This is a genomic window from Peribacillus sp. AS_2, from assembly GCF_026891895.1.
Lineage (GTDB): Bacteria > Bacillota > Bacilli > Bacillales > DSM-1321 > Peribacillus > Peribacillus frigoritolerans.
Map to the genome: position 1 here is coordinate 1 of NZ_JAPTGA010000010.1, position 19,506 is coordinate 19,506.

General features: G+C 40.4%; 23 protein-coding genes and 1 pseudogene. 14 read left to right on the forward strand and 10 right to left on the reverse strand.

Annotated elements, in window-relative coordinates:
• From OTG27_RS26735 to OTG27_RS17640, 3 genes are all read right to left on the reverse strand, one after another.
• A partial coding sequence (locus OTG27_RS26735) for a helix-turn-helix domain-containing protein (protein WP_374941272.1) occupies positions 1-173 on the reverse strand: 173 nt, incomplete at its 3' end.
• A 121-nt stretch (positions 174-294) separates the two neighbouring features.
• Positions 295-438, reverse strand: a complete 144-nt coding sequence (locus tag OTG27_RS17635; protein ID WP_134402094.1) for a YrzO family protein — start codon at positions 436-438, stop codon at positions 295-297.
• 10 nt (positions 439-448) lie between these two features.
• Positions 449-1,432, reverse strand: coding sequence for a DMT family transporter (locus OTG27_RS17640; RefSeq protein WP_268937598.1), 984 nt, complete (start codon positions 1,430-1,432; stop codon positions 449-451).
• Between the two features lie 134 nt (positions 1,433-1,566).
• On the opposite strand from OTG27_RS17640, the gene OTG27_RS17645 reads away from it, so the two are divergent.
• From OTG27_RS17645 to OTG27_RS17665, 5 genes are all read left to right on the forward strand, one after another.
• Positions 1,567-2,463 carry a LysR family transcriptional regulator gene (locus OTG27_RS17645; protein ID WP_268937599.1) on the forward strand — a complete coding sequence of 299 codons (897 nt, stop codon included), beginning with the start codon at positions 1,567-1,569 and terminating at the stop codon, positions 2,461-2,463.
• A gap of 316 nt (positions 2,464-2,779) precedes the next feature.
• Positions 2,780-2,956 carry a hypothetical protein gene (locus OTG27_RS17650; RefSeq protein ID WP_164468801.1) on the forward strand — a complete coding sequence of 59 codons (177 nt, stop codon included), beginning with the start codon at positions 2,780-2,782 and terminating at the stop codon, positions 2,954-2,956.
• Positions 2,957-3,270: 314 nt separating this feature from the next.
• Positions 3,271-3,975: an LptM family lipoprotein gene (locus OTG27_RS17655; RefSeq protein WP_268937600.1), complete on the forward strand. Its 705-nt coding sequence runs from the start codon at positions 3,271-3,273 to the stop codon at positions 3,973-3,975.
• A 246-nt stretch (positions 3,976-4,221) separates the two neighbouring features.
• Positions 4,222-5,091 carry an RNA polymerase sigma-70 factor gene (locus tag OTG27_RS17660; RefSeq protein ID WP_268937601.1) on the forward strand — a complete coding sequence of 290 codons (870 nt, stop codon included), beginning with the start codon at positions 4,222-4,224 and terminating at the stop codon, positions 5,089-5,091.
• An 84-nt stretch (positions 5,092-5,175) separates the two neighbouring features.
• On the forward strand, positions 5,176-5,637 hold the full coding sequence (locus tag OTG27_RS17665) for a carboxymuconolactone decarboxylase family protein (RefSeq protein ID WP_268937602.1): 462 nt from the start codon (positions 5,176-5,178) through the stop codon (positions 5,635-5,637).
• A gap of 64 nt (positions 5,638-5,701) precedes the next feature.
• Here the strand turns inward: OTG27_RS17665 and OTG27_RS17670 are convergent, their stop codons facing one another.
• The 4 genes from OTG27_RS17670 to OTG27_RS17680 form a co-directional block, all read right to left on the reverse strand.
• Entirely contained in the window at positions 5,702-5,929 is a 228-nt protein-coding gene (locus tag OTG27_RS17670; RefSeq protein WP_053536275.1) for a hypothetical protein, read from the reverse strand.
• Entirely contained in the window at positions 5,929-6,249 is a 321-nt protein-coding gene (locus tag OTG27_RS17675; protein ID WP_034304199.1) for a YbjQ family protein, read from the reverse strand. Before OTG27_RS17675 ends, OTG27_RS17670 begins: the two co-directional genes overlap by 1 nt.
• A 316-nt stretch (positions 6,250-6,565) precedes the next feature.
• Positions 6,566-6,847 (reverse strand): response regulator transcription factor, encoded by a 282-nt coding sequence (locus OTG27_RS26740; RefSeq protein ID WP_374941273.1) that lies wholly within the window; start codon positions 6,845-6,847, stop codon positions 6,566-6,568.
• Positions 6,848-6,877: 30 nt separating this feature from the next.
• Positions 6,878-7,261: a phospholipase D-like domain-containing protein gene (locus OTG27_RS17680; protein ID WP_268937603.1), complete on the reverse strand. Its 384-nt coding sequence runs from the start codon at positions 7,259-7,261 to the stop codon at positions 6,878-6,880.
• A gap of 671 nt (positions 7,262-7,932) precedes the next feature.
• Between OTG27_RS17680 and OTG27_RS17685 the strand changes: the two genes are divergently transcribed.
• The 6 genes from OTG27_RS17685 to OTG27_RS17710 all read left to right on the forward strand — a co-directional run bounded on the left by OTG27_RS17685 (position 7,933) and on the right by OTG27_RS17710 (position 14,440).
• Complete coding sequence (locus OTG27_RS17685) at positions 7,933-9,048, forward strand: GerAB/ArcD/ProY family transporter (protein ID WP_268937738.1); 1,116 nt, start codon at positions 7,933-7,935, stop codon at positions 9,046-9,048.
• A 252-nt stretch (positions 9,049-9,300) separates the two neighbouring features.
• Positions 9,301-11,058, forward strand: coding sequence for a sensor histidine kinase (locus OTG27_RS17690; protein WP_268937739.1), 1,758 nt, complete (start codon positions 9,301-9,303; stop codon positions 11,056-11,058).
• Positions 11,055-11,801 carry a LytR/AlgR family response regulator transcription factor gene (locus tag OTG27_RS17695; RefSeq protein WP_268937604.1) on the forward strand — a complete coding sequence of 249 codons (747 nt, stop codon included), beginning with the start codon at positions 11,055-11,057 and terminating at the stop codon, positions 11,799-11,801. The genes OTG27_RS17690 and OTG27_RS17695 overlap by 4 nt, the downstream gene beginning before the upstream one ends.
• A gap of 141 nt (positions 11,802-11,942) precedes the next feature.
• The gene (gene cstA, locus OTG27_RS17700; RefSeq protein WP_268937605.1) at positions 11,943-13,736 is read left to right on the forward strand and encodes a carbon starvation protein CstA; all 1,794 of its coding nucleotides are present in this window, start codon (positions 11,943-11,945) and stop codon (positions 13,734-13,736) included.
• 143 nt (positions 13,737-13,879) lie between these two features.
• Positions 13,880-14,035, forward strand: coding sequence for a DUF1540 domain-containing protein (locus OTG27_RS17705; RefSeq protein WP_065310844.1), 156 nt, complete (start codon positions 13,880-13,882; stop codon positions 14,033-14,035).
• Positions 14,036-14,212: 177 nt separating this feature from the next.
• A complete protein-coding gene (locus OTG27_RS17710) occupies positions 14,213-14,440 on the forward strand; it encodes a hypothetical protein (RefSeq protein WP_268937606.1) in 228 nt (75 codons plus the stop codon).
• 10 nt (positions 14,441-14,450) lie between these two features.
• Here the strand turns inward: OTG27_RS17710 and OTG27_RS17715 are convergent, their stop codons facing one another.
• Genes OTG27_RS17715 through OTG27_RS17725 form a run of 3 tightly spaced genes read right to left on the reverse strand, consistent with a single transcriptional unit; the run spans position 14,451 to position 16,333 of the window.
• On the reverse strand, positions 14,451-15,101 hold the full coding sequence (locus tag OTG27_RS17715; protein WP_268937607.1) for an O-methyltransferase: 651 nt from the start codon (positions 15,099-15,101) through the stop codon (positions 14,451-14,453).
• Positions 15,088-15,210: a hypothetical protein gene (locus tag OTG27_RS17720; RefSeq protein WP_262983586.1), complete on the reverse strand. Its 123-nt coding sequence runs from the start codon at positions 15,208-15,210 to the stop codon at positions 15,088-15,090. Before OTG27_RS17720 ends, OTG27_RS17715 begins: the two co-directional genes overlap by 14 nt.
• Before the next feature lie 31 nt (positions 15,211-15,241).
• Positions 15,242-16,333: a low temperature requirement protein A gene (locus tag OTG27_RS17725; RefSeq protein WP_268937608.1), complete on the reverse strand. Its 1,092-nt coding sequence runs from the start codon at positions 16,331-16,333 to the stop codon at positions 15,242-15,244.
• A gap of 216 nt (positions 16,334-16,549) precedes the next feature.
• Here OTG27_RS17725 and OTG27_RS26745 point away from each other — a divergent pair.
• From OTG27_RS26745 to OTG27_RS17745, 3 genes and pseudogenes are all read left to right on the forward strand, one after another.
• Positions 16,550-16,794: pseudogene (locus tag OTG27_RS26745) on the forward strand (NAD(P)H-dependent oxidoreductase); the annotation flags it as partial.
• 380 nt (positions 16,795-17,174) lie between these two features.
• Positions 17,175-19,241 carry a BglG family transcription antiterminator gene (locus OTG27_RS17740; RefSeq protein ID WP_268937610.1) on the forward strand — a complete coding sequence of 689 codons (2,067 nt, stop codon included), beginning with the start codon at positions 17,175-17,177 and terminating at the stop codon, positions 19,239-19,241.
• A complete protein-coding gene (locus OTG27_RS17745; RefSeq protein WP_048883162.1) occupies positions 19,238-19,504 on the forward strand; it encodes a PTS sugar transporter subunit IIB in 267 nt (88 codons plus the stop codon). The genes OTG27_RS17740 and OTG27_RS17745 overlap by 4 nt, the downstream gene beginning before the upstream one ends.
• Positions 19,505-19,506: the final 2 nt, after the last annotated feature.

Consider the following 19,506-nt stretch of genomic DNA (forward strand, 5'->3'; position numbering starts at 1 on the left):
ATTGTATAGGATTTCTTAAATCCATCGGCTCCTTGAATTTGGTATAAGCGAACCCAACCTTGAATCATTTGATACGAAACTTCAAATATTTTTTGAAGATCCATATAGCTGTGCTCTCCTTCAAGGTAAAGTCGTGTAATGAATATTTTCTGTTCGGTAGAAAAATTAGCCATGAAAAACACCCCGTAAATGTTAGTTTGGTGTCTAACATTTACGGGGCAGTTCAAGTTTGACTACAGTCTAAAGCCTCTCTAAATGAGAGGCTTTTTTGAGTTGTATTGCCAAAAGTCCACTTTATTGAATTCTTTTCCTTCTTTCATTATACAGATTGATCAATTCTGCATTTTGCTCATTCATCTTTTTCACATTCTTATTAATCGTTGCCAATTCCCAAAGTACAGCCAATCCAAGGATTAGCATAAGCGTTAGTAAATCCATTGTTGCCCTCCTATTGATGTTGTGTACCCTTAATTAAGTGTTTCTTCTCACTTGGATTCATTTTCTCAACCCGGAAAGGCAAGTTTTTTCTTTGATAATAATTGTTTTGAATCAAAGCATATATCACTAAAAAAGTTCCGAGTAATTCGTAGGATGATAGTGACCCCCCTTGGATGAAAACGATGGCCAACGTGGTGATTGGAACTAAATTGATAAATAGGATTCCATTGATCGGTGTTAATAGTTTAATGCCTAAATTCCAGCTTAAAAGGGCTATGGCACCAGGGAAAATAATCATGAAAATCATCTCGCCATAAATGGATTGGATAACCTCTGCCGTAGGGACGGACAGGCCCATTGCCGTTGCGAGGAATGTTATGATGGCTGATACGGATGTTCCTAAAATGCACGTTAAAGTCGAATAGCGAAGTGTTGACCATCCGTTAAATTGGTTGCCGCCCATCGTATAAATAACCCACCCTATAACCCCGATAAGAATGAAAACGATAGGGATGACATTATCTTTCAATAAAAATACGAATGATAAGCTGCCATTGGTAATGACAAGAATGGCCCCTATCAAGGCAAGGAGCATGCTGGCGATGGTATATTTCATGGGTCTGGCACTTTTGAAAACCCACAGAATTAAAATTGAAATCATGGGCATTAATGATTCCATGATCGAAGCAACAATCACCCCGTTATGCCCCAGTAAGTCTTGACCTGCGAAAATGAGAAAGTTGTAGACAGTGAAAGCCATCGTCCCAAAAAACAATAATTTCTTCCCTTGCCCTTCCAGGCTAAAAGACTTCTTACCCTCTTTCATTAAAAGCAATATCCCTAAAATGACGCTAACAGCTAAATATCGCAAAAAAGCGAAATAAAAAGGATCAATATACATTAAGGCCCTTTCTGCAACTGGAAACATCGCTCCCCAAGAAATGCTGGCAGTCAAACATAAAAGTGCACCGATTAATACTTGATTTTTTTTCATAAAAGCTTCCCCTCAAAAATAATGATTGATTTAATTCCTATACACACCTTATGATAAAGTCATTATCATGTAAAATGACTTAAAATGAATATAATCATCATTATTAATGATAGTTGAGAAAGGGGGGCACTTTTGTGGAAATGAGGGATTTGCAAATATTCCAGTGTGTCGCTAAATATGGCAGCGTAAGTAAGGCGGCTGTTGAGTTGAATTACGTCCAATCCAATGTAACGGCGAGGATTAAGCATTTGGAGCAGGAGTTACGGACGCCTTTATTCAATAGGCATAAACGTGGCATGTCACTAACTGCGGAGGCCAGAAAGATGCTGGAGTATGTAAACAAAATTTTGCTTGATGTAGAAGAACTCAAGCAAGTATTCCTGGATAGTGAAACACCTACAGGGATATTTAACATCGGTACAGTTGAAACGGTCAGCGATCTTCCCAAGATTCTAGCCTCCTATCATAAACAGTATCCAAATGTCGATTTATCCATAAAGGCGGGGTTAACGGAAGACTTAATCAAAGATGTCATTGAACACAGGCTGGATGGCGCTTTTGTTACAGGACCGATCAAACATCCGCTCATTCAGCCATACGATGTCTGTACAGAAAAACTTGTATTAGTTACAAGAAATGAAACATTTAACCTTGAAGAAATCATAACAGAACCATTTTTAGTATTCAGTCAGGGGTGTGGCTATCGCTCCAAATTGGAACAATGGCTGAGGGAAGAAGAGGTGATGCCCAAAAGAATCATGGAGTTCAATGTATTGGAAACGATCTTAACCAGCGTAACACTCGGCCTTGGCATTACCCTCGTACCACAATCGGCGGTAAATCACCTAACAGCCAATGAAAAAGTCCACGTGCATCCAATTCCGGAAGAATACCGCAATATCTCGACAGTCTTCATTCACCGTAAAGATGCTTATATGACAAACTCCATGAAAAGCTTTCTGAACACGATTGAAGCTCATCATGAAGACCGGTTCAAGCAAAATCCAGAAACAGCTCCTGAGCTGATATGAAGGGTGAGCGGCAAATCGCTTTGCATAGAATGATAGAGGATTGCTGAATAGGCTGCGAAACTATTCATAAAAAGTAAAACATAAAAAACATGGCGAAACTGAGACAGCTAATCATGTTACTTCTAGAAAGTATTTTGGGAATTATTTAGACAAAAAGCCGACGATTTCGTTGGCTTTTTGTTTGTAGGATCCTTTCAATTATCATACTTTCAAGTAACCTTCTTAAACTAAACTGGTAGTTTAGTTTAAGAAAAATTGTATTACTTTTCATCAATTGGGAAAAAATATAAATAGGAACAAGAAGGAGGGAACAGAGATGGAAGTGAATATGAGTGTTGAAGAAGTCGTGAATCAAATTTCCGACTTAGTAGAAAAAGAAGGGAAGCTACCTCGAAAGAAAGAGGTAAAGAAGTCAGATCCGGAGTTAATGAAGAATGCATTGTATTATTTTCCTAATTGGGATACTGCAGTAGAACATAGCATTGGATCTTAACCAAAACATATATTTTTCAATTAGTACATATAAGGCAAGGGAAGTGAAGGCCGCCAATTGGCGGCCTTTTGAACGTGCGATTCTTTACATTATCATACATTCAAGCACTCCTACTCAAACTATCTATTGAATAGTTTAGTTAAATAAAGATATAGACGCATCAAAGTGAATCATCTCATATTTTCTTTTTCGGAACGAGTGGAGTATCGATCTTTTTTAGTCGATAAGTCTGATATTTCGATGAAGCATAGTGTAACTTTTTTCCATATGGGACCGTATAATAATTTGTTAAAACACAAGAAAAGAGGGTCCCAATGAAAAAGATATTGTTGATTTTGGCAGCCGTTTTTTTGGTAACAGGGCTTAGTGCTTGTAAAGGAGTCCAGGAGGGAAATAAGGAATCTCCGCCAATTTCAGAAAAGCCAAATGATAATCCTAAGCAAATCGACGGGCAAGATGAAGATCCTCCAGGTGAATCGGTTGAAGACCCGACAAAAGGTCTGCCAAATACGAAAACGGATACGATCATATTGGAAGGTATGGAAGAACCGTTCCAATTCACGCTTCATCATAGTCAGGCATTGGGATTCTCAACCTACATCGTGGATGACATGGTCGTTGAAGAGGCTAGTTCTGGTGAAGGAGATGCAATGATTGTTTTTGCGAATTTTGCAGGCAAGAGAAATGAGGATGCCAAAGTTCAGATTTTTTCCAAAAGTGAGGGTGCGAATGCAACAATAGAAGAACAGACGGAGTTTGCGAGGGAAGTTGTGATAAGCAACGGCTTTGAGATAAAACAGCGATCTGATAATTCGCCTAACCGATTTGATTGGTCTGAGGTGGAATTTGACATTAGTCAGAAGGGCAGTAATTACTCCATATTGGGTACAGTGTCCGTTTTTCAATATGGCGGCCGCGTTTACTATGCGATCGTTCAATACCCGGAAGATTATGAAGAAGGCTTCATACCGCGGGTTGTAAAAATGTTTGACGATATTGTATGGTATGAAGCAACTTGATCAATGAGTATCCGAAATTGGGTACACCATTTTAACAGAGAGTGGTAATATATTTGTCCAATAAGGAATCCTGTTGAACGGTAGGGAGCTAGTTTGTCTACAGTCCGAGAGCAGCTCTTTTGCTGCTCTTTTTTGTATGATAGGATAGTCTGGTCTAATTAGGTGAAGAAGGATAAATGATTGGGTTAGAGAATAATTAGTGATAGGTTTTCGAAAAACGAATTTGATAGAAAATAGGTGAATCAAGTGGAGTTGGATACATTATATAAGACATATCGACCTTTTCTTTTTTCCATCGCATACCGGATGCTCGGATCGGTTACCGATGCAGAAGATATCGTTCATGATTTATTCCTGCAGCTTAAGCTTGATATCGACGAAATTAAGGACATGAAAGCATATCTTGCGAAAATGACGACAAATCGCTGTCTGAATTTTTTAAAGTCAGCCCGTAAGAGAAGAGAGGTTTACACAGGTCCTTGGCTGCCAGAACCTCGGGTAAACGAAACAGATCAGCCTCTAGATAAGGTCGTAACGGATGAAACGGTGGCATATGCCTTCCTCGTTTTGCTGGAACAGCTTTCACCTGTTGAAAGAGCGGTTTTCGTGCTTAGGGAAGCATTCACTTACAGCTATGAAGATATCGCCGAGATGCTGGAAAAGAATGAAGTGAACTGCAGAAAGATCTACAGCCGGGCTAAGCGGAAATTACAGAATGATAGGCCAGTCCATCCGGAGGATACGAAACATGTCGATCTTTTGGCAAAAAAATTCATAAAAGCATCTGCGACAGGAAACTTTGAGGAGTTTTTGGACCTTCTTACAGAAGATGTTGTCCTTGTTACTGACGGCGGAGGAAAAGTGCTTTCTGCATTAAACCCAATTGTAACCAGACAGCGCGTATCCGCCTTTCTTAAAGGCATTTCCGCTAAAGGAGGCTTCATAGGAGAACTTCTTCCGGTGATGGTCAATGGCCAGGAGGGAATTTTGCAAATGAAAGAAGGAAAGCCTACCAAAGTCATCTGCTTTGAATTAGATCCAAAACAAAAAAATATCCGCAAAATCTTCATTGTCACCAATCCCGATAAATTAAATCATATTCCTGATATAGATTGAGGGGTCTTTTTTTGAATGTCACAAATCAAACCTCTATTTTGTCTTATAAGTGGAACCAAAAAAGGTTTAATGGAGGAGATAGACATGGAACAACGGATTAACTATATGAAGACAAATCGTGAAGTGGTCAAATTAATGATGGGTTTGGAGGAGTACAAGAAAACAACGGCAATCGATAGCGCATTAATCGAATTGATTAAAATTCGCGCTTCCCAAATCAATGGCTGTGCGTACTGCTTGGATATGCATACAAAGGATGCCCGGGCAATGGGTGAAACGGAACAAAGAATTTACTGTTTGAGTGCTTGGCGTGAAACACCATTCTATTCTGATTCGGAAAGGGCAGCGCTGGAATTGACGGAAGCGGTCACGGCCATTTCTGCAAACGGTGTACCTGATGAACTGTATGAGAGGGTCCGCCTGCATTTTGATGAAAAACAATATATCGATCTCGTTACCATAATCATCACCATCAACGGCTGGAACCGATTGGCCATTTCAGCCCAAAACATACCAGGGCACTATAAGCCTGTAATGGAAAAATAATGTTGTTATCAAAACCCCTTGTATGATTACAAGGGGTTTTAATTGTAAACACGTGGCTTTTAAATTATTTTTCTTTTTTATAAAAGCGTTCACCCGTATCAGGATTATAATATACCCTTGTTTTTTCTCCTGTCACGGGGTCTATATTTATTTCATCTGTCGATTGAAATCCATCAGGAACTTTTACACCGTGATTGCGTTTAAACCGTTTATCATAGATAAAGTATCCAAGTAAAATGCATAAGATAGCTATAATAATTTGTAATATATAGTACCCTATGATGAATTTCATTATATTTTCTCCACAATGACGGCAGTTCCATATGCAACGATTTCGCTCATATTCGTACCGATTTCCCCAGAATCATATCTCATCATTATAATTGCATTTGCACCCATTTCATTGGCATTTTTTATCATACGGTCCATAGCTTCTTTTCTTGAATCTTCAAGCATCGCTGTATATTGCTTGATCTCTCCGCCTACCAGGGACTTTAACCCTGCCATGATATCGCCGCCAATCCCTCTGCTTCTTACAATTAGACCGAAGGCAGGCCCTTTTACCTCTACAATTTTGTATCCTTCAATTTTTTCTGTGGTAACTACCAACACATTAATCGCCTCCGACTTATTTACTTTATTATGAAATTTTCCTGAACTGAAAGCATAAACAAATGAGCTTATATATTATATGTAGTTCCTTTTTTATCAAGCGCAATAATCATTCCTTTAAATTTTAACATAATATAAGCTTTACCCCTCTTAACAATGGGTAACATATTTCGGGTAAGCATAAAAAATCCCATTTCGCAGAAAAGAAATGGGATTAAATTCATCAGTGTTTTTACGGCTGTTTTTTGATTGTTATATATGTGTAGATTTTATGATGCTCATTGCATACCTTCAAAATGAATTTCGCTTTTTATTTCTAAAAGTACTTTAAATTGCGGTTTTCCATCTTCACTTCATGAAGAATTTCATGCAATTTATTTTCATAATGCAAGCTGATTAATTGTGATCTGGAGGCCACGTCTAATTCTTCAAACAGTTTATTTATATGGTTACGAACTGTAGAAACGCTAATATGCAGATTATCAGCTATTTCTTTATCTTTGAGACCTTGCGTTATATTCTGGATGATTCGCCAATCAACATTATGCGGTTCCCTGGTGAATAAAGACGATCTATCTGTTTTTATTATTTCTTCAATTAATAATTTCTCACGGTAGACATGTAACTCTTAGGAGATTTGATTAGCGAGCATTTCAGTAATCATTTTGAAATTTTCACTATCATCCGTTGTGAATATACCTACATAGCCTTGCAATTCCTTATTTTTAATTTCATGGAAGGGGGAAGATATAACACTAAAATCCTTTCCGGAAATTTGATTTTTCGTTTTTACAGTAGTATTTTGCAATGAACTTAAAATAAATGCATTATTTTCAACAGATTCTTCTATAACCAATTTACATAAATCCTTATTTTCATCATTACTTTTAGCGTATAAAACATTTAGCTCTTTATCAAAGATAAATATAGTAGTTTCAAAATTAAATTCGAAATTCTTAATGCTATTCAATACTTTTTTACTGATATAAATGATTTGATTTCTCAATTCCATATTCTACCTCATACTCGTTCCTAAAATGATATAACCTGTTTATTTCCTCGTTTAACAATAAACTGTTTTTGGGTGTGTAGGGTTCCAAAAATGACGACTGCTATTTCAGAAATGATACCGATCATAAACCTTCCAATCAGGTAGAGCAGAAGTAAGCATGACAGGAGCTTTAAGGAATTCATGACAAGTTATTACATTTAAATGGATATATTTCCATCCAAGGTGAAAACATAACCGTAACGTTCATATGTCTGCCCGGGTGTTGAAGCAGCAATGAGTTGAATGAACTTGCCAACGTTACTTCCTTGGGGATGAAACAGAAGGTGGATATGCATTCGGAAGTGAATGTAACCGTTAAAGGATTCGCCATTTAGGCACCATAACAGAATCCTTTCAAAAAGAAGCCGAGGAGTAAAGATCTATGTGGGCAATCATTGGAACCGTGTTTACTGGAGCAATTATTTCATATTTTGAAATACCTCAACTTTTTAAAAATAAATGCTGGAGGGAAATCTCCGTCTTTATTCTATTGCTTTTAGTTGGCATGACGTTGAGTATTTTATTAATTAAAGATGTTACCATTCCTAATCCCTTAGACTGGATAACAAAATTTTATAACCCCTTCACATCTTTCATGGAACGGATTCTGTCTTAGGGGGTATTTATTGATTATGCTTGAGAAAGGCAAAATTAGCTCAGGAGAATTTCTTATATTGGTCATCATATTTACGATAGGAGGTTCGATACTTAATGTACCTGCGCTGCTTGTCCATTTAGCAAAGCAGGATGCCTGGATTTCCTATATAATAACTACTCTCGTCGGTTTGTGTTTTGTTTTCTTATATAATAAATTAGCCTCGATTTATCCTTCTAAGACTTATGTCGAAGTTAATGAAAAAATATTGGGGAAATGGGTTGGGAAAGTTTCGGCACTGCTCTTCCTTTTTTATATTTTGTACCTTTCGTCTGCTTTATTGTATGAAATAGGGAGTTTTTCAACGACACAAATTTTGGTTGGAACACCTATTGAAATGATTATGATTCTTTTTTTATTGACATGCATAATCGGTGTAAGATTAGGATTGGAAGTCATCAGTCGAACTGCATTGATCTTTTTTCCTTGGATTGTCTTTATGCTTTTTATGTTATTTTTACTTCTTATCCCTGAAATCAAATTAGAACATGTTCAACCTATTTTTGAAGAAGGCATGAAACCAATTATTAAGGGCTCCTATCACACTTTAGCGCTCCCTTATGTACAGCTCATTTTCTTTTTAATGATCATGCCCTATGTAAATGAAAAGGATGAAATGAAAAAGAACTTTTATCGAGGAACATTATTAGGAGGCATCATTCTATTATTAGTGGTTATTTTCTCTATCCTTGTATTGGGCATTGATATAACTGCAATTCAAAACTATCCTTCTTATAGACTGGGAAAGAGGATGAATCTTGGTGATTTTTTGGAGCGTATTGAAGTCACTGTAGCCTTCATTTGGATTCTATCCGTGTATTTCAAGCTAACGATTTGTTATTATGGACTGTCTCTCGGGTTAGCTCAAGTGCTGGGATTGAAAAATCACAAACTTCTTCATTTTCCATTAGCATTTTTAATTTTTGCCTTCTCCATCATTACACATCCGAACACAGTACATAGTCAAAACTTTACTGTAAAAGCATGGACGCCCTTTTCCTTAACCATTTGTTTTCTTCTCCCGGTGTTATTGTTGGTGATCGGAATAGTGAGAAAAAAGCGTTCTGATTCAAAGGCGGCCAAAGGATGTTAATAAATGATCCAATTACTGCCTTTGGTCCCTGATGTCCCATTTACTCGATAAACGACTCGGATAAAAATGATTTCTTTCTATTGAAAAAGCCTTGGTACTTATAGGCTTTTTTTAGATTGAATCATATTCTAGCTTTTTCTCCGATATGGTCCCTCATTTTTTCCATGTTCTTAAAATCGTAAAAACAAAATTCGACAAGGATTTCATGGCTGGTGTAAGATGAATGAAAAAGCCAGAAATGGGGTGAATGCTTTGGTTGATTTATTACCGTCGCTGTTTGAAAAAGTGGGGATCATCGTGATTGCTGCCTTCCTGCTTTCTTATATGAAACCCTTTCGGCAAATGATAGGCCATGAACATGAAATGTCGAAGAAAATCATGTTTATCGCACTTTTTGGAACATTCGGCATCATAAGTAACTATACAGGGATCGAAATTGGAAACCATGGCATGCCGGAGGGTGATTGGCATGCTGAGATTGATCCCGATAACGCGATTGCCAACACAAGAATTATGGGAGTGGCTATCGGCGGTCTGCTGGGAGGACCCTTTGTTGGGTTGGGAGTAGGTTTGATTGCGGGGCTTCACCGTTATTTTCTCGGAGGCTTTACGGCGGGGGCTTGTGCGATCGCTGCGATTTTAGCTGGGGTTTTATCGGGTCTTTTGGGGAAAAGTCGGCGAAAGCACGGGACGATCACCCCTTGGTTTGCCCTGCCCATTTGCATGGCATTGGAAGCGATCCAAATGGGCATCATCCTGGTGACGGCCAAACCCTTTGAAAGGGCGTGGGAGCTCGTACAAGTAATCGGGATTCCCATGATCATCATCAATGGATTCGGGACTTTACTTTTCATGCTCATCATTCAGTCGATCACAAGGGACGAAGACCGGACTCGGGCCGTACAAACCAATCTTGCGTTCCTGATTGCGGATCAGACTTTGCCCTTTTTCCGGCAAGGCCTGAGTCAAACTTCATGCAAGAGAATAGCCGAAATCATCTTGGGGCTGACTGAAGCCGACGCCGTGGCCATTACCAATGAACATAGCGTGCTTGCCCATGTTGGTGCTGCGTCAGATCACCATGTCCCTAAGGTGGGGATAGCGACAGGCTTAACGAAACAAGCCCTTGAACAAGGGAAAATCATCGTGGCCAAAACAAAAAAGGACATTTATTGCTTTCATGATCAATGTCCATTGCAAGCGGCCGTAGTCCTGCCGTTGCAGGTCCAACAGAAAACGGTCGGGACTTTGAAGATGTATTTCAAGCATCCGGATAAATTAAGCCAAGTGGAACAAGAGTTAGCTGAAGGATTGGCCAAACTATTCTCCACTCAATTGGAACTGGCAAAAGCGGAAATGCAAACGAAATTATTGAAAGATGCTGAAATTAAGGCCTTGCAGGCACAGGTCCATCCTCATTTTTTATTCAATGCAATCAATACGATATCCGTTCTATGCCGGACGGATGTCGAGAAGGCAAGAAGTTTATTGCAGGAGCTCAGTGCCTTCTTTCGCTCTAATTTACAAGGGGCACGCCAAATACTGGTGCCGCTGGAAAAGGAATTAGAGCATGTTAACGCATATTTATCACTGGAGCAGGCGCGTTTTCCAGATAAATATCATATCGATTATCGCATTGAGCCAAGGCTTAAGGAAGTTCTCATCCCCCCATTCACATTGCAGCCACTTGTTGAGAATGCGGTACACCATGCATTTCCACATGTGAAAAACAAAGGTCAAATCATCATCCGCGCATACTTTAAAGACGATGCGATGCACATTGTTGTCGAGGATGACGGAAAAGGGATTCCGGGCGGGAGAATAGATGAATTGGGCAAGCATGCTGTAGAATCGGCTAAGGGAACAGGAACGGCCCTTCATAATATCAGTGAACGGCTGGAAGGGATCTATAAAGGTCAGGCCAGCCTCTCGATCGAAAGTGAAGCGGGACACGGAACCAAAGTGAACATATCAATACCACTCAACGAGAAAGGAGTATGGCAACGATGATGAAGGCATTTATCGTAGAGGATGAACCACTGGCTAGAGATGAATTGAAATATTTATTGAAGAGAAGCAGGCAAGTTGAAGTCGTGGGTGAAGCCGAGGGGATAGAAGATGCCATGAGGGATATCTCCCGCCTTAAACCTGAACTTATCTTTTTGGACATAGAGCTTGCAGATGGCAATGGTTTGCAGTTGGCTAAGCAATTGGCGGAACTTGACCCCGCACCTTCGCTCATTTTTGCGACCGCTTATGATGAGTTTGCCCTCCAAGCCTTCGAGTTATATGCATTTGATTATTTATTGAAGCCCTTTAATGAAAAAAGGATACGTCAAACATTGGATAAGCTCATGAAGCAGCGTCAAATCGGGAAAGACGAATCCGGAACAGCAGCTCCCGCCAGCCGAATGGCAGTGGAACAGACAGGTAAATTGGCTGTAGAAATAGATGATCGGATCGTTTTGATCGACCGGGATCATATTTTGTTCATAGGTCTCGTGGAAGGAAAGACGGTCATTAAAACCGGGAAAAATGAATATAAAATCGGCGACCCTCTCATCGTGCTTGAAAAGAAGCTCGATAAGCACTCATTTTTACGGGTGCATCGCAGTTTTATCGTGAATGTCACCCATATATCCGAAATACAGCCTTGGTTCAACTCGACTTACAATCTCATTATGAGTGACGGATCAAACATCCCGGTAAGCCGGACGTATGTGAAGGAACTAAAGCAGCTGATCGGTTTTTAAAAATTTTCATAATTCTGCATTTTAGCTTCATCATAATGCAGTCCATCCCTCGATAACTGCATTATAACTTGAAAACCCATTGAATTCGCTTTCATTGTGATATCATTTTTTTACGATGTAAGTAATAGAGGGGGTTCAAATATGAATGCGGTTACAATTGTCATAGGCTCCATTTGTATATTAATGATTGCCTACCGTTTATACGGGACATTCATAGCACTCAAAGTATTAAAACTTGATGATTCCAAGCCGACTCCGGCCCATAAATTAGAAGATGGAAAAGATTATGTTCCAACAAATAAATGGGTGGCATTCGGCCACCATTTTGCAGCCATTGCAGCGGCTGGTCCTTTGGTGGGACCGATCCTTGCTGCACAATTCGGGTATTTGCCAAGTTTATTATGGCTACTGATCGGGGCTGTAATCGGGGGAGCGGTCCATGATGCCGTCGTTCTTTTCGCGTCGATGCGTAAAGATGGAAAATCCCTTTCGGAAGTTGCGAAAGAAGAACTTGGACCTGTAGCAGGCTTCTGTACAGGACTCGCGATGCTTTTTATCATTACGATCACAATGGCAGGGCTTTCAATGGTCGTTCTGCATGCTTTGGAAAATAATCCATGGGGGACGTTTGCAGTCGGGATCACCATTCCCATCGCCATGGGAGTAGGGCTTTACCATAAAAAAACCGGCAACCTGAAAGGTGCGACCATCGTCGGTTTTGCGCTTATCATGGCCGCGATTTTACTTGGTCCGAACATTCAAGGAACGGCACTTGGTGACTTATTGACACTTGAGGCGAGCACACTTGCCATCATTTTGCCGATCTATGCTTTCTTCGCTGCCGCATTGCCTGTTTGGCTGCTGCTGGCACCTCGGGATTACTTGAGTACATTTATGAAAATCGGTGTTTTTGCCGCATTGATTATCGGCGTTTTCGTGGTGAATCCAGAAATCCAATTTCCTGCGTTTACCGAATTCATTAATGGCGGGGGCCCGATTGTAGCCGGTCCTGTTTGGCCATTCATTTCAATCACCATCGCCTGTGGCGCGATTTCAGGATTCCATGCATTTGTCGGATCGGGCACAACTCCAAAAATGTTAAACCGTTGGAGTGATATCAAATCCGTCGGTTTCGGAGCGATGCTTGTGGAATGTGTCGTTGCCATCATGGCATTGATTGCTGCGGTTTCGCTGCAGCCAGGGGATTATTTTGCGATTAACTCTTCACCTGAAGTATTTCAAACATTAGGTATGGAAACCGTACACCTTAACGAACTTAGTGAAGAAATCGGCATTAATCTGGAAGGACGGACAGGCGGGGCAGTTACACTTGCTGTCGGCATGACCTATATTTTTACCGAAATCCCCTTCTTTGATAAACTGGCTTCGTTTTTCTTCCAATTCGTCATCATGTTCGAGGCGGTGTTCATACTAACCGCAATCGATTCAGGGACACGTGTTGCCCGTTACTTAATCCAGGACTTCTTCGGGGAGTTCTATAAACCATTAAAAAGGGTCGACTGGCTGCCGGGAAACATCTTTGCCAGCGCGTTAGCCTGCTTTATCTGGGGATACCTGCTTTACTCTGGGGACATTAGTTCGATCTGGGCACTCTTTGGCGTATCCAACCAGCTCATGGCCTCGATTGGACTCATCATCGGTGCGACCGTCGTATTGAAAATTGCAGACAAACGCTGGTATATCTGGACATGCCTCGTACCCCTTGCCTACTTATATGTAACAGTCAATGTAGCAGGGTACTGGATGGTGAGAAACGTATACCTGAACCCGGACTCTGCAGGATTCAGCATCTTGAACGGAATATTATCGATCACCATGTTAATCCTGGGTTTGATTATCCTGGTTGCCGCCTTGAAAAAATGGCGGGAGCTTTGGAAAATCCCTCAAGCAGAACTATTGAAAAGATCAGCATAAGCATAAAAAAATCCGGGCGGAAACTGCCCGGATTTTTGTACGACATGACGCCCGCAATTAAAATCAAGACATCAAAACCTGAAAAAGGAAAGTATCAATAACCCCAACTTTGTTAATGATAGCAAATGAGGAGGTGTGATAAGATGGCAAAAGATGTTCTATGTGAAGTGAATAATTGTAAATATTGGGATTCTGGAAACAAATGCAGCGCAGATGCTATTTATGTTGTCAGCCATAAAGGGAACCAAGCATCAAATAGCAAAGAAACGGATTGCAAAACATTTGATCCAGAAATTTAAAACATCGGGGGTAACCATCAACTGGTTACCCTCTTTCATTTTATTATTGATAATAAAAATCATTTTCATTCAAGAATATAGAAATTCATTTTATTTTTCTTCATGAAAAGGATATTTGGGTGACAATCTCGTGAGTTTGAGTGATAAATTCGTGATTTTGGCAGATATAAACTGAGTTTGATCGATAAAATCAAAAGTTTGATCGATATCCACGAGAATTCGTGCGATAACCCCGTGAATTCGCCGTTTACTCGTAAGTTTGAGCAGTTTACTCGTGAGTTTGGGCAGTTTACTTGTGAGTTGGAGCAGTTTACTCGTGAGTTTGGGCAGTTTACTCGTGAGTTTGGGCCGTTTACTCGTGAGTTTGAGCAGTTTACTCGTGAGTTTAGGCAATTTACTCGTTAATTCACACTATTTACTCGTGAATTTGATTGATTACTTTTGAAAGGGTCAGCCCGTCACCGATTGGGATTAGCATGGATTCCAGTTGAGGGTGTTTGGCCACGGTTTCATTGAATGCCTTCATAAAGGCAGTGTGACGTTTAGGTTCAGCATCCGGATCTGCGACACTGCCCCTTGCAAGTACGTTATCCATGACGATTAAAGCGCCTGGTTCTGCGAGTTTAATGCAATATTGCAGGTAATTTTCATAATTGTCCTTATCAGCATCTATAAAGAAGAAATCAAATTTCTTGTTATTACGAGCGAGTTTTTCAAGGCTTTGCAGGGCTTCTCCGGTCATATAGGATACTTGATCGCCAAAGCCAGCTTTGGATAGGTTGCGATAAGCTAACTTTGCGTATTCCTCCTGTAATTCAAGGGAGGTTAATTTACCTTCGCTGCCGAATCCCCTGGCAAGGCAAATCCCGCTATAACCTCCAAGCGCGCCTATTTCCAACACATTTTTAGCTCCTGAAATGGATATGAGCATGGTAAGAAGTTTTCCAGATGAGGGAGATACCGAAATGGACGGCATTCCGTTTTCTTGTATGGACGCAATGACTTCTTCCAAAAGATCATCTTCAGTATAAAATAATGAATCGATATAACTGTTAATTTGTTTCATTCATTTCCATTCCTTTCTCATTGGAAGTTTCCTTTTCTTCACTGCCCTTTTCGGCTGTTTCTTCATTTTCTTGTATTTCAAATAATTGAATGAATTCGTTGATTAACATATCAATCGCTTTTAATTCACCGACTAAGATTTTATGTAGTCGTTAGTTTAGCATAGATGATAAAGAACAGTGTTAATTCGGCTATTATCACAATATTCGGTACACCGACAAACAAATTAAAAATAAAAAAGACGGCTAAAATCCCTAAAAATAACCCTAAATGATATATTTGCAACCGCTGGTGCTTATGTCTATATTGGTGGAAAACAAACGTTGCTGACATGAAATAGAGCAATACGGAACCAAAAACAAAATAGAGGATAAATGAATAATGGACCTCATGTAAAAACAATAACCTGATGGCTGCTGCAATCATGCTTATCGACATTAAAATAAACAGATGACCGTAAATGATGATTTGGCCGGAAGATTGTACAGACTTGTCGACTTTCTTGTCCATATTATCGAAATATTGCCACCACATGGCTATTATCAGGGCAAATGAAATGATGGAAAAGGCTATCGAGTCCCAATTTCCTTGTTTAGGTTGAATGACCGCAAGCGTGCTGACAAGAGCTTCCCCAAAGAGAATGATGGTAAATAGGCCAAAGCGCTCCAACAGGTGGGCCGTATTTGTAGGAACATTTTTCAGGCAATTTCTTCCAAGGATCGGGACAATGATATCGACCAGGATGCCCAAATATAACACAGCATACCGAAGCCAAGAATCAAAAAGGACGGACAATATTGAAATGGCGATTCCAATCCAAAAATACCTTCCCAAAAAGAGTGCTGCCTTTTTTCGAAATCCCTCTTCTATCCGCTGTACAACGAGATATTGGATAGCAGTAACGGCTCTTAAACCAATATAACCAATTAAAAAAGAAAGGTAATAAGGATCAAAATCTGCAGATAAGCTTGATGTCATGATCAGGACAAAAAACATTTGCAATATCAAAAATAGCCGTTGATGAAATACATCCTTTCCAAACCGGTTAATAAATATGGTTTGCCCTACCCAAGCCCACCAGATAGGAATAAAAATCAGCACGAACTTTAATAAATACTCTGGATGGATATATCCATCTTCAACATGCAGTAAAACATGAGTTGCGCCCGCAACGGCCGCCACAAATAACAAATCATAAAAGAGCTCTAACCATGTAACTTTCTTTTCATCCATTTCTATACTCCTCCCAACGCCTTATAGGTTATAGTATGTTGGAAACATTCAGAAAATGGAAGGGGTCCAATATAACTTTGGGGGAAGATATGAAGTTCTTTTCCAATATTAAGTTAAGCCAAATTTAGTACATACAAGCTTGTAATTAGGAGTAACGTCGCTTTTTTACTTTTGCTATATTGTGGTGCCGCATGAGATAAACAGGGAGGGAAGTAGATGACCCGAACCATCGGTCTTATTCGCGGCAGTTTACGGGAAAATCCTTATAATCGAATCATTGCTCAATCATTGATAGATATGGTTGATTCGTATCATTTAAATCCGCCATCCAGGACGTCGACGGTATCATTATCGTAAGTCCTGAGTACGATTCTGGAATGCCAGACGTATTAAAAAATGCATTGGACTGGGCATCAAGACCTCGTGAGTCCGCCGTTCTTACCAAAAAACCAGTTGGCCTTGGCAGACAGTCGGCGGAAAGGGAGCGGATTTCTGAAATCAAGCTACTTCTTCTTGGGTTTTGTAAAATATGAACGTTGATTTCCCTTTCATTTTGATTAGATGAAGCTAAGTTTAGCCCTTTAAAACGCTCATTCCACCCCCTCAACTTTCATCCCCGAATCCCCTTTATACCTTGTCCTCATGACCTCACTTGCCTCCAAACTGCATATGTACAAACCCTCCAAATATAGCCTGTATTGAAAACTGATTACATGCAGTATTGTGCACAAATGTTTAAAGAGTATATTATTGTGCAGTAACCATGACAACATTCGGACTGAGAAACGCTACATTTTTAATAAGAAGTGAGATATCGTAGAAGCAGGGAGAGGGATTGAGAATGTTTTTAGATGAAAGAAGCGCCAATTTACTAAAACTATTACAGCATTCGCCCATTTCAAAAATGAAAGAACTTGAAGCCCAAACAGGTCTGACGAGAAGGCAGATTCAATATGGATTGAGCAAAGCGAATGACTGGCTCCAATTTCATGGATATCAACCGATTCAATATAATCGTGAAATGGGCTACTCCTTTTCTGAAACAATCAAGGATGAAGAATTGTATGTAAAACTGACAAAACGCAATTATATATTTTCAGAGACAGATAGGGAAAAGGTTTTTTACCTCATGATCCTGTTAAGCCAAGAAGAATTATCCGTCTATCATTTCCAGACGATCACCGGGGTTTCGCGAAATACGGTGCTGAAGGATTTAAAAAGACTTAAAGAGAAAAACAGGGACATATCGCTCAAGATCCAGTATTCCAAACAAGATGGCTACGTGGTGATTGGGGACAGCCGAACAAAGAGATATATCATTGAACGTCTCGTGCATGATGTACTGAACAGTCCCAATAGTGAATGGATCATGGAGTGCATATGGGGAAATCATGAAAAGCAAATCAGCTCGATCCGGTTACAGCTTGAAAGGGCCGAACGTAAATTGGGCATCACCTTTACGGATGAACGGCTTCATGAACTGAGCTATTTATTTCTATGTACAGATCAGCTCATTGGAAAAGGGGAAGAGTTACAGGCCGACCAGAGCTGGGCGCCGTTTGTTGCGACGGAAGAATACAAACTGGTCGAGGAGATGACCGGGACGGATGCCTTTCAATCAGTATGGAGCGAAACGGAAAACTTATATGCAGCCTTACATTTATTGAGCATGAATCGAACGAAGGATATTTCCCCTCTTAAGGATGATGAAGTCATTCAACACCTATTGCAGGAAATCGTGGAAGAGTTCGAGAGGCTGGCATTTGTTCACCTGAAAGACAAAGAGCAGCTATGCCAGCAATTATACGTTCATTTTAAACCGGCATATTATCGCCTGCGGTATGGTCTCCCGCAAATGAATCCGATGACGGGACGGGTGCAGAAGGTCTATCCCGAACTGCATCATTTGACAAAAAAATCCCTGTGGGTGTTGGAGAAAGAGGTTGGCTGTCCAGTATCGGAAGAAGAAGTGGCCTATTTCACGATTTATTTTGGCGGATGGCTGCGCAGGCAAGGCACAACATTGGATGATCGAAAACGGGCGATTGTCGTATGCCCGAATGGTATCGGCATCAGCAATATCCTCATTTATACATTGAGGGAGTTATTTCCTGATATTTTGTTCCTGGATGTTTTGTCCGTTAGAAATGCGGCTGAATACCCGCTGTCGTACGATCTTGTTTTCTCGACGGTGCATATGAGAACAAAAGCGGCATTATTCGTTGTACCGCCGATTTTGGAAATGCAGGACAAACATACATTGCGCCAGCAGGTCATGCAGGAATTGTATGGATATACGACGGAAAGTGTGGATGTTGCAGCTTTATTAAAGATCATTTCCAAGTATGCAACCATCCATGAACAGGATCAGCTTGAAAAGGCTTTGAAGTCGAATGTGTATACCCATACACCAAAAATAACCCAATTTTCTTTAAAGGAGGCAGAGAAGCCAGTGTTAGAAGAACTGCTCAATATGCAAACGATCCAATTACAGCAGCAAGTTTCCGATTGGAAAGAAGCGATTCAAGTCGCGGCCAAGCCTCTCGTGGATTTAGGTACCGTCGAAGAACGATATGTGGATGCCATGATAGAGGCCATAGAAACGAATGGCCCATATGTAGTGATAACGCCTGGAGTGGCGATTCCCCATGCACGCCCGGAGCAGGGGGTCAGGTCTTTATCCATGAGTTTGCTGAAATTGGACGAAGCCGTGGACTTTGCTCCGGATAAACCGGTTCGCCTGATTATCATTTTGGCGGCCGTAGATAACGATTCGCATCTGCGGGCATTGATCCAGCTCACTCAATTATTGAATGATCCGGCCAATATAGAAGAAATAGTAAGCACTTCAGATAAATCGGTCCTTATGGAGTACGTTCATAAATATTCGAAGGAGGAAGCGGAATGAAAATCATGGTAGTATGCGGAAACGGATTGGGAAGCAGTTTCATCATGGAGATGAATGTGAAGAAAGCATTGACGGAAATGGGGAAGACGGCCGAGGTGGATCATACGGATCTGGCATCCGCAAAAACGGTTCAAGCTGACATTTTCCTGGGGGCAGCTGATATTGTCGGCCAGCTGGATGATGGAACCCGGACGATCGTCACACTGGAGAACATGATGAGCATCCCTGAAATCAAATCTAAATTGGAAATGCATGTAGGATAAAA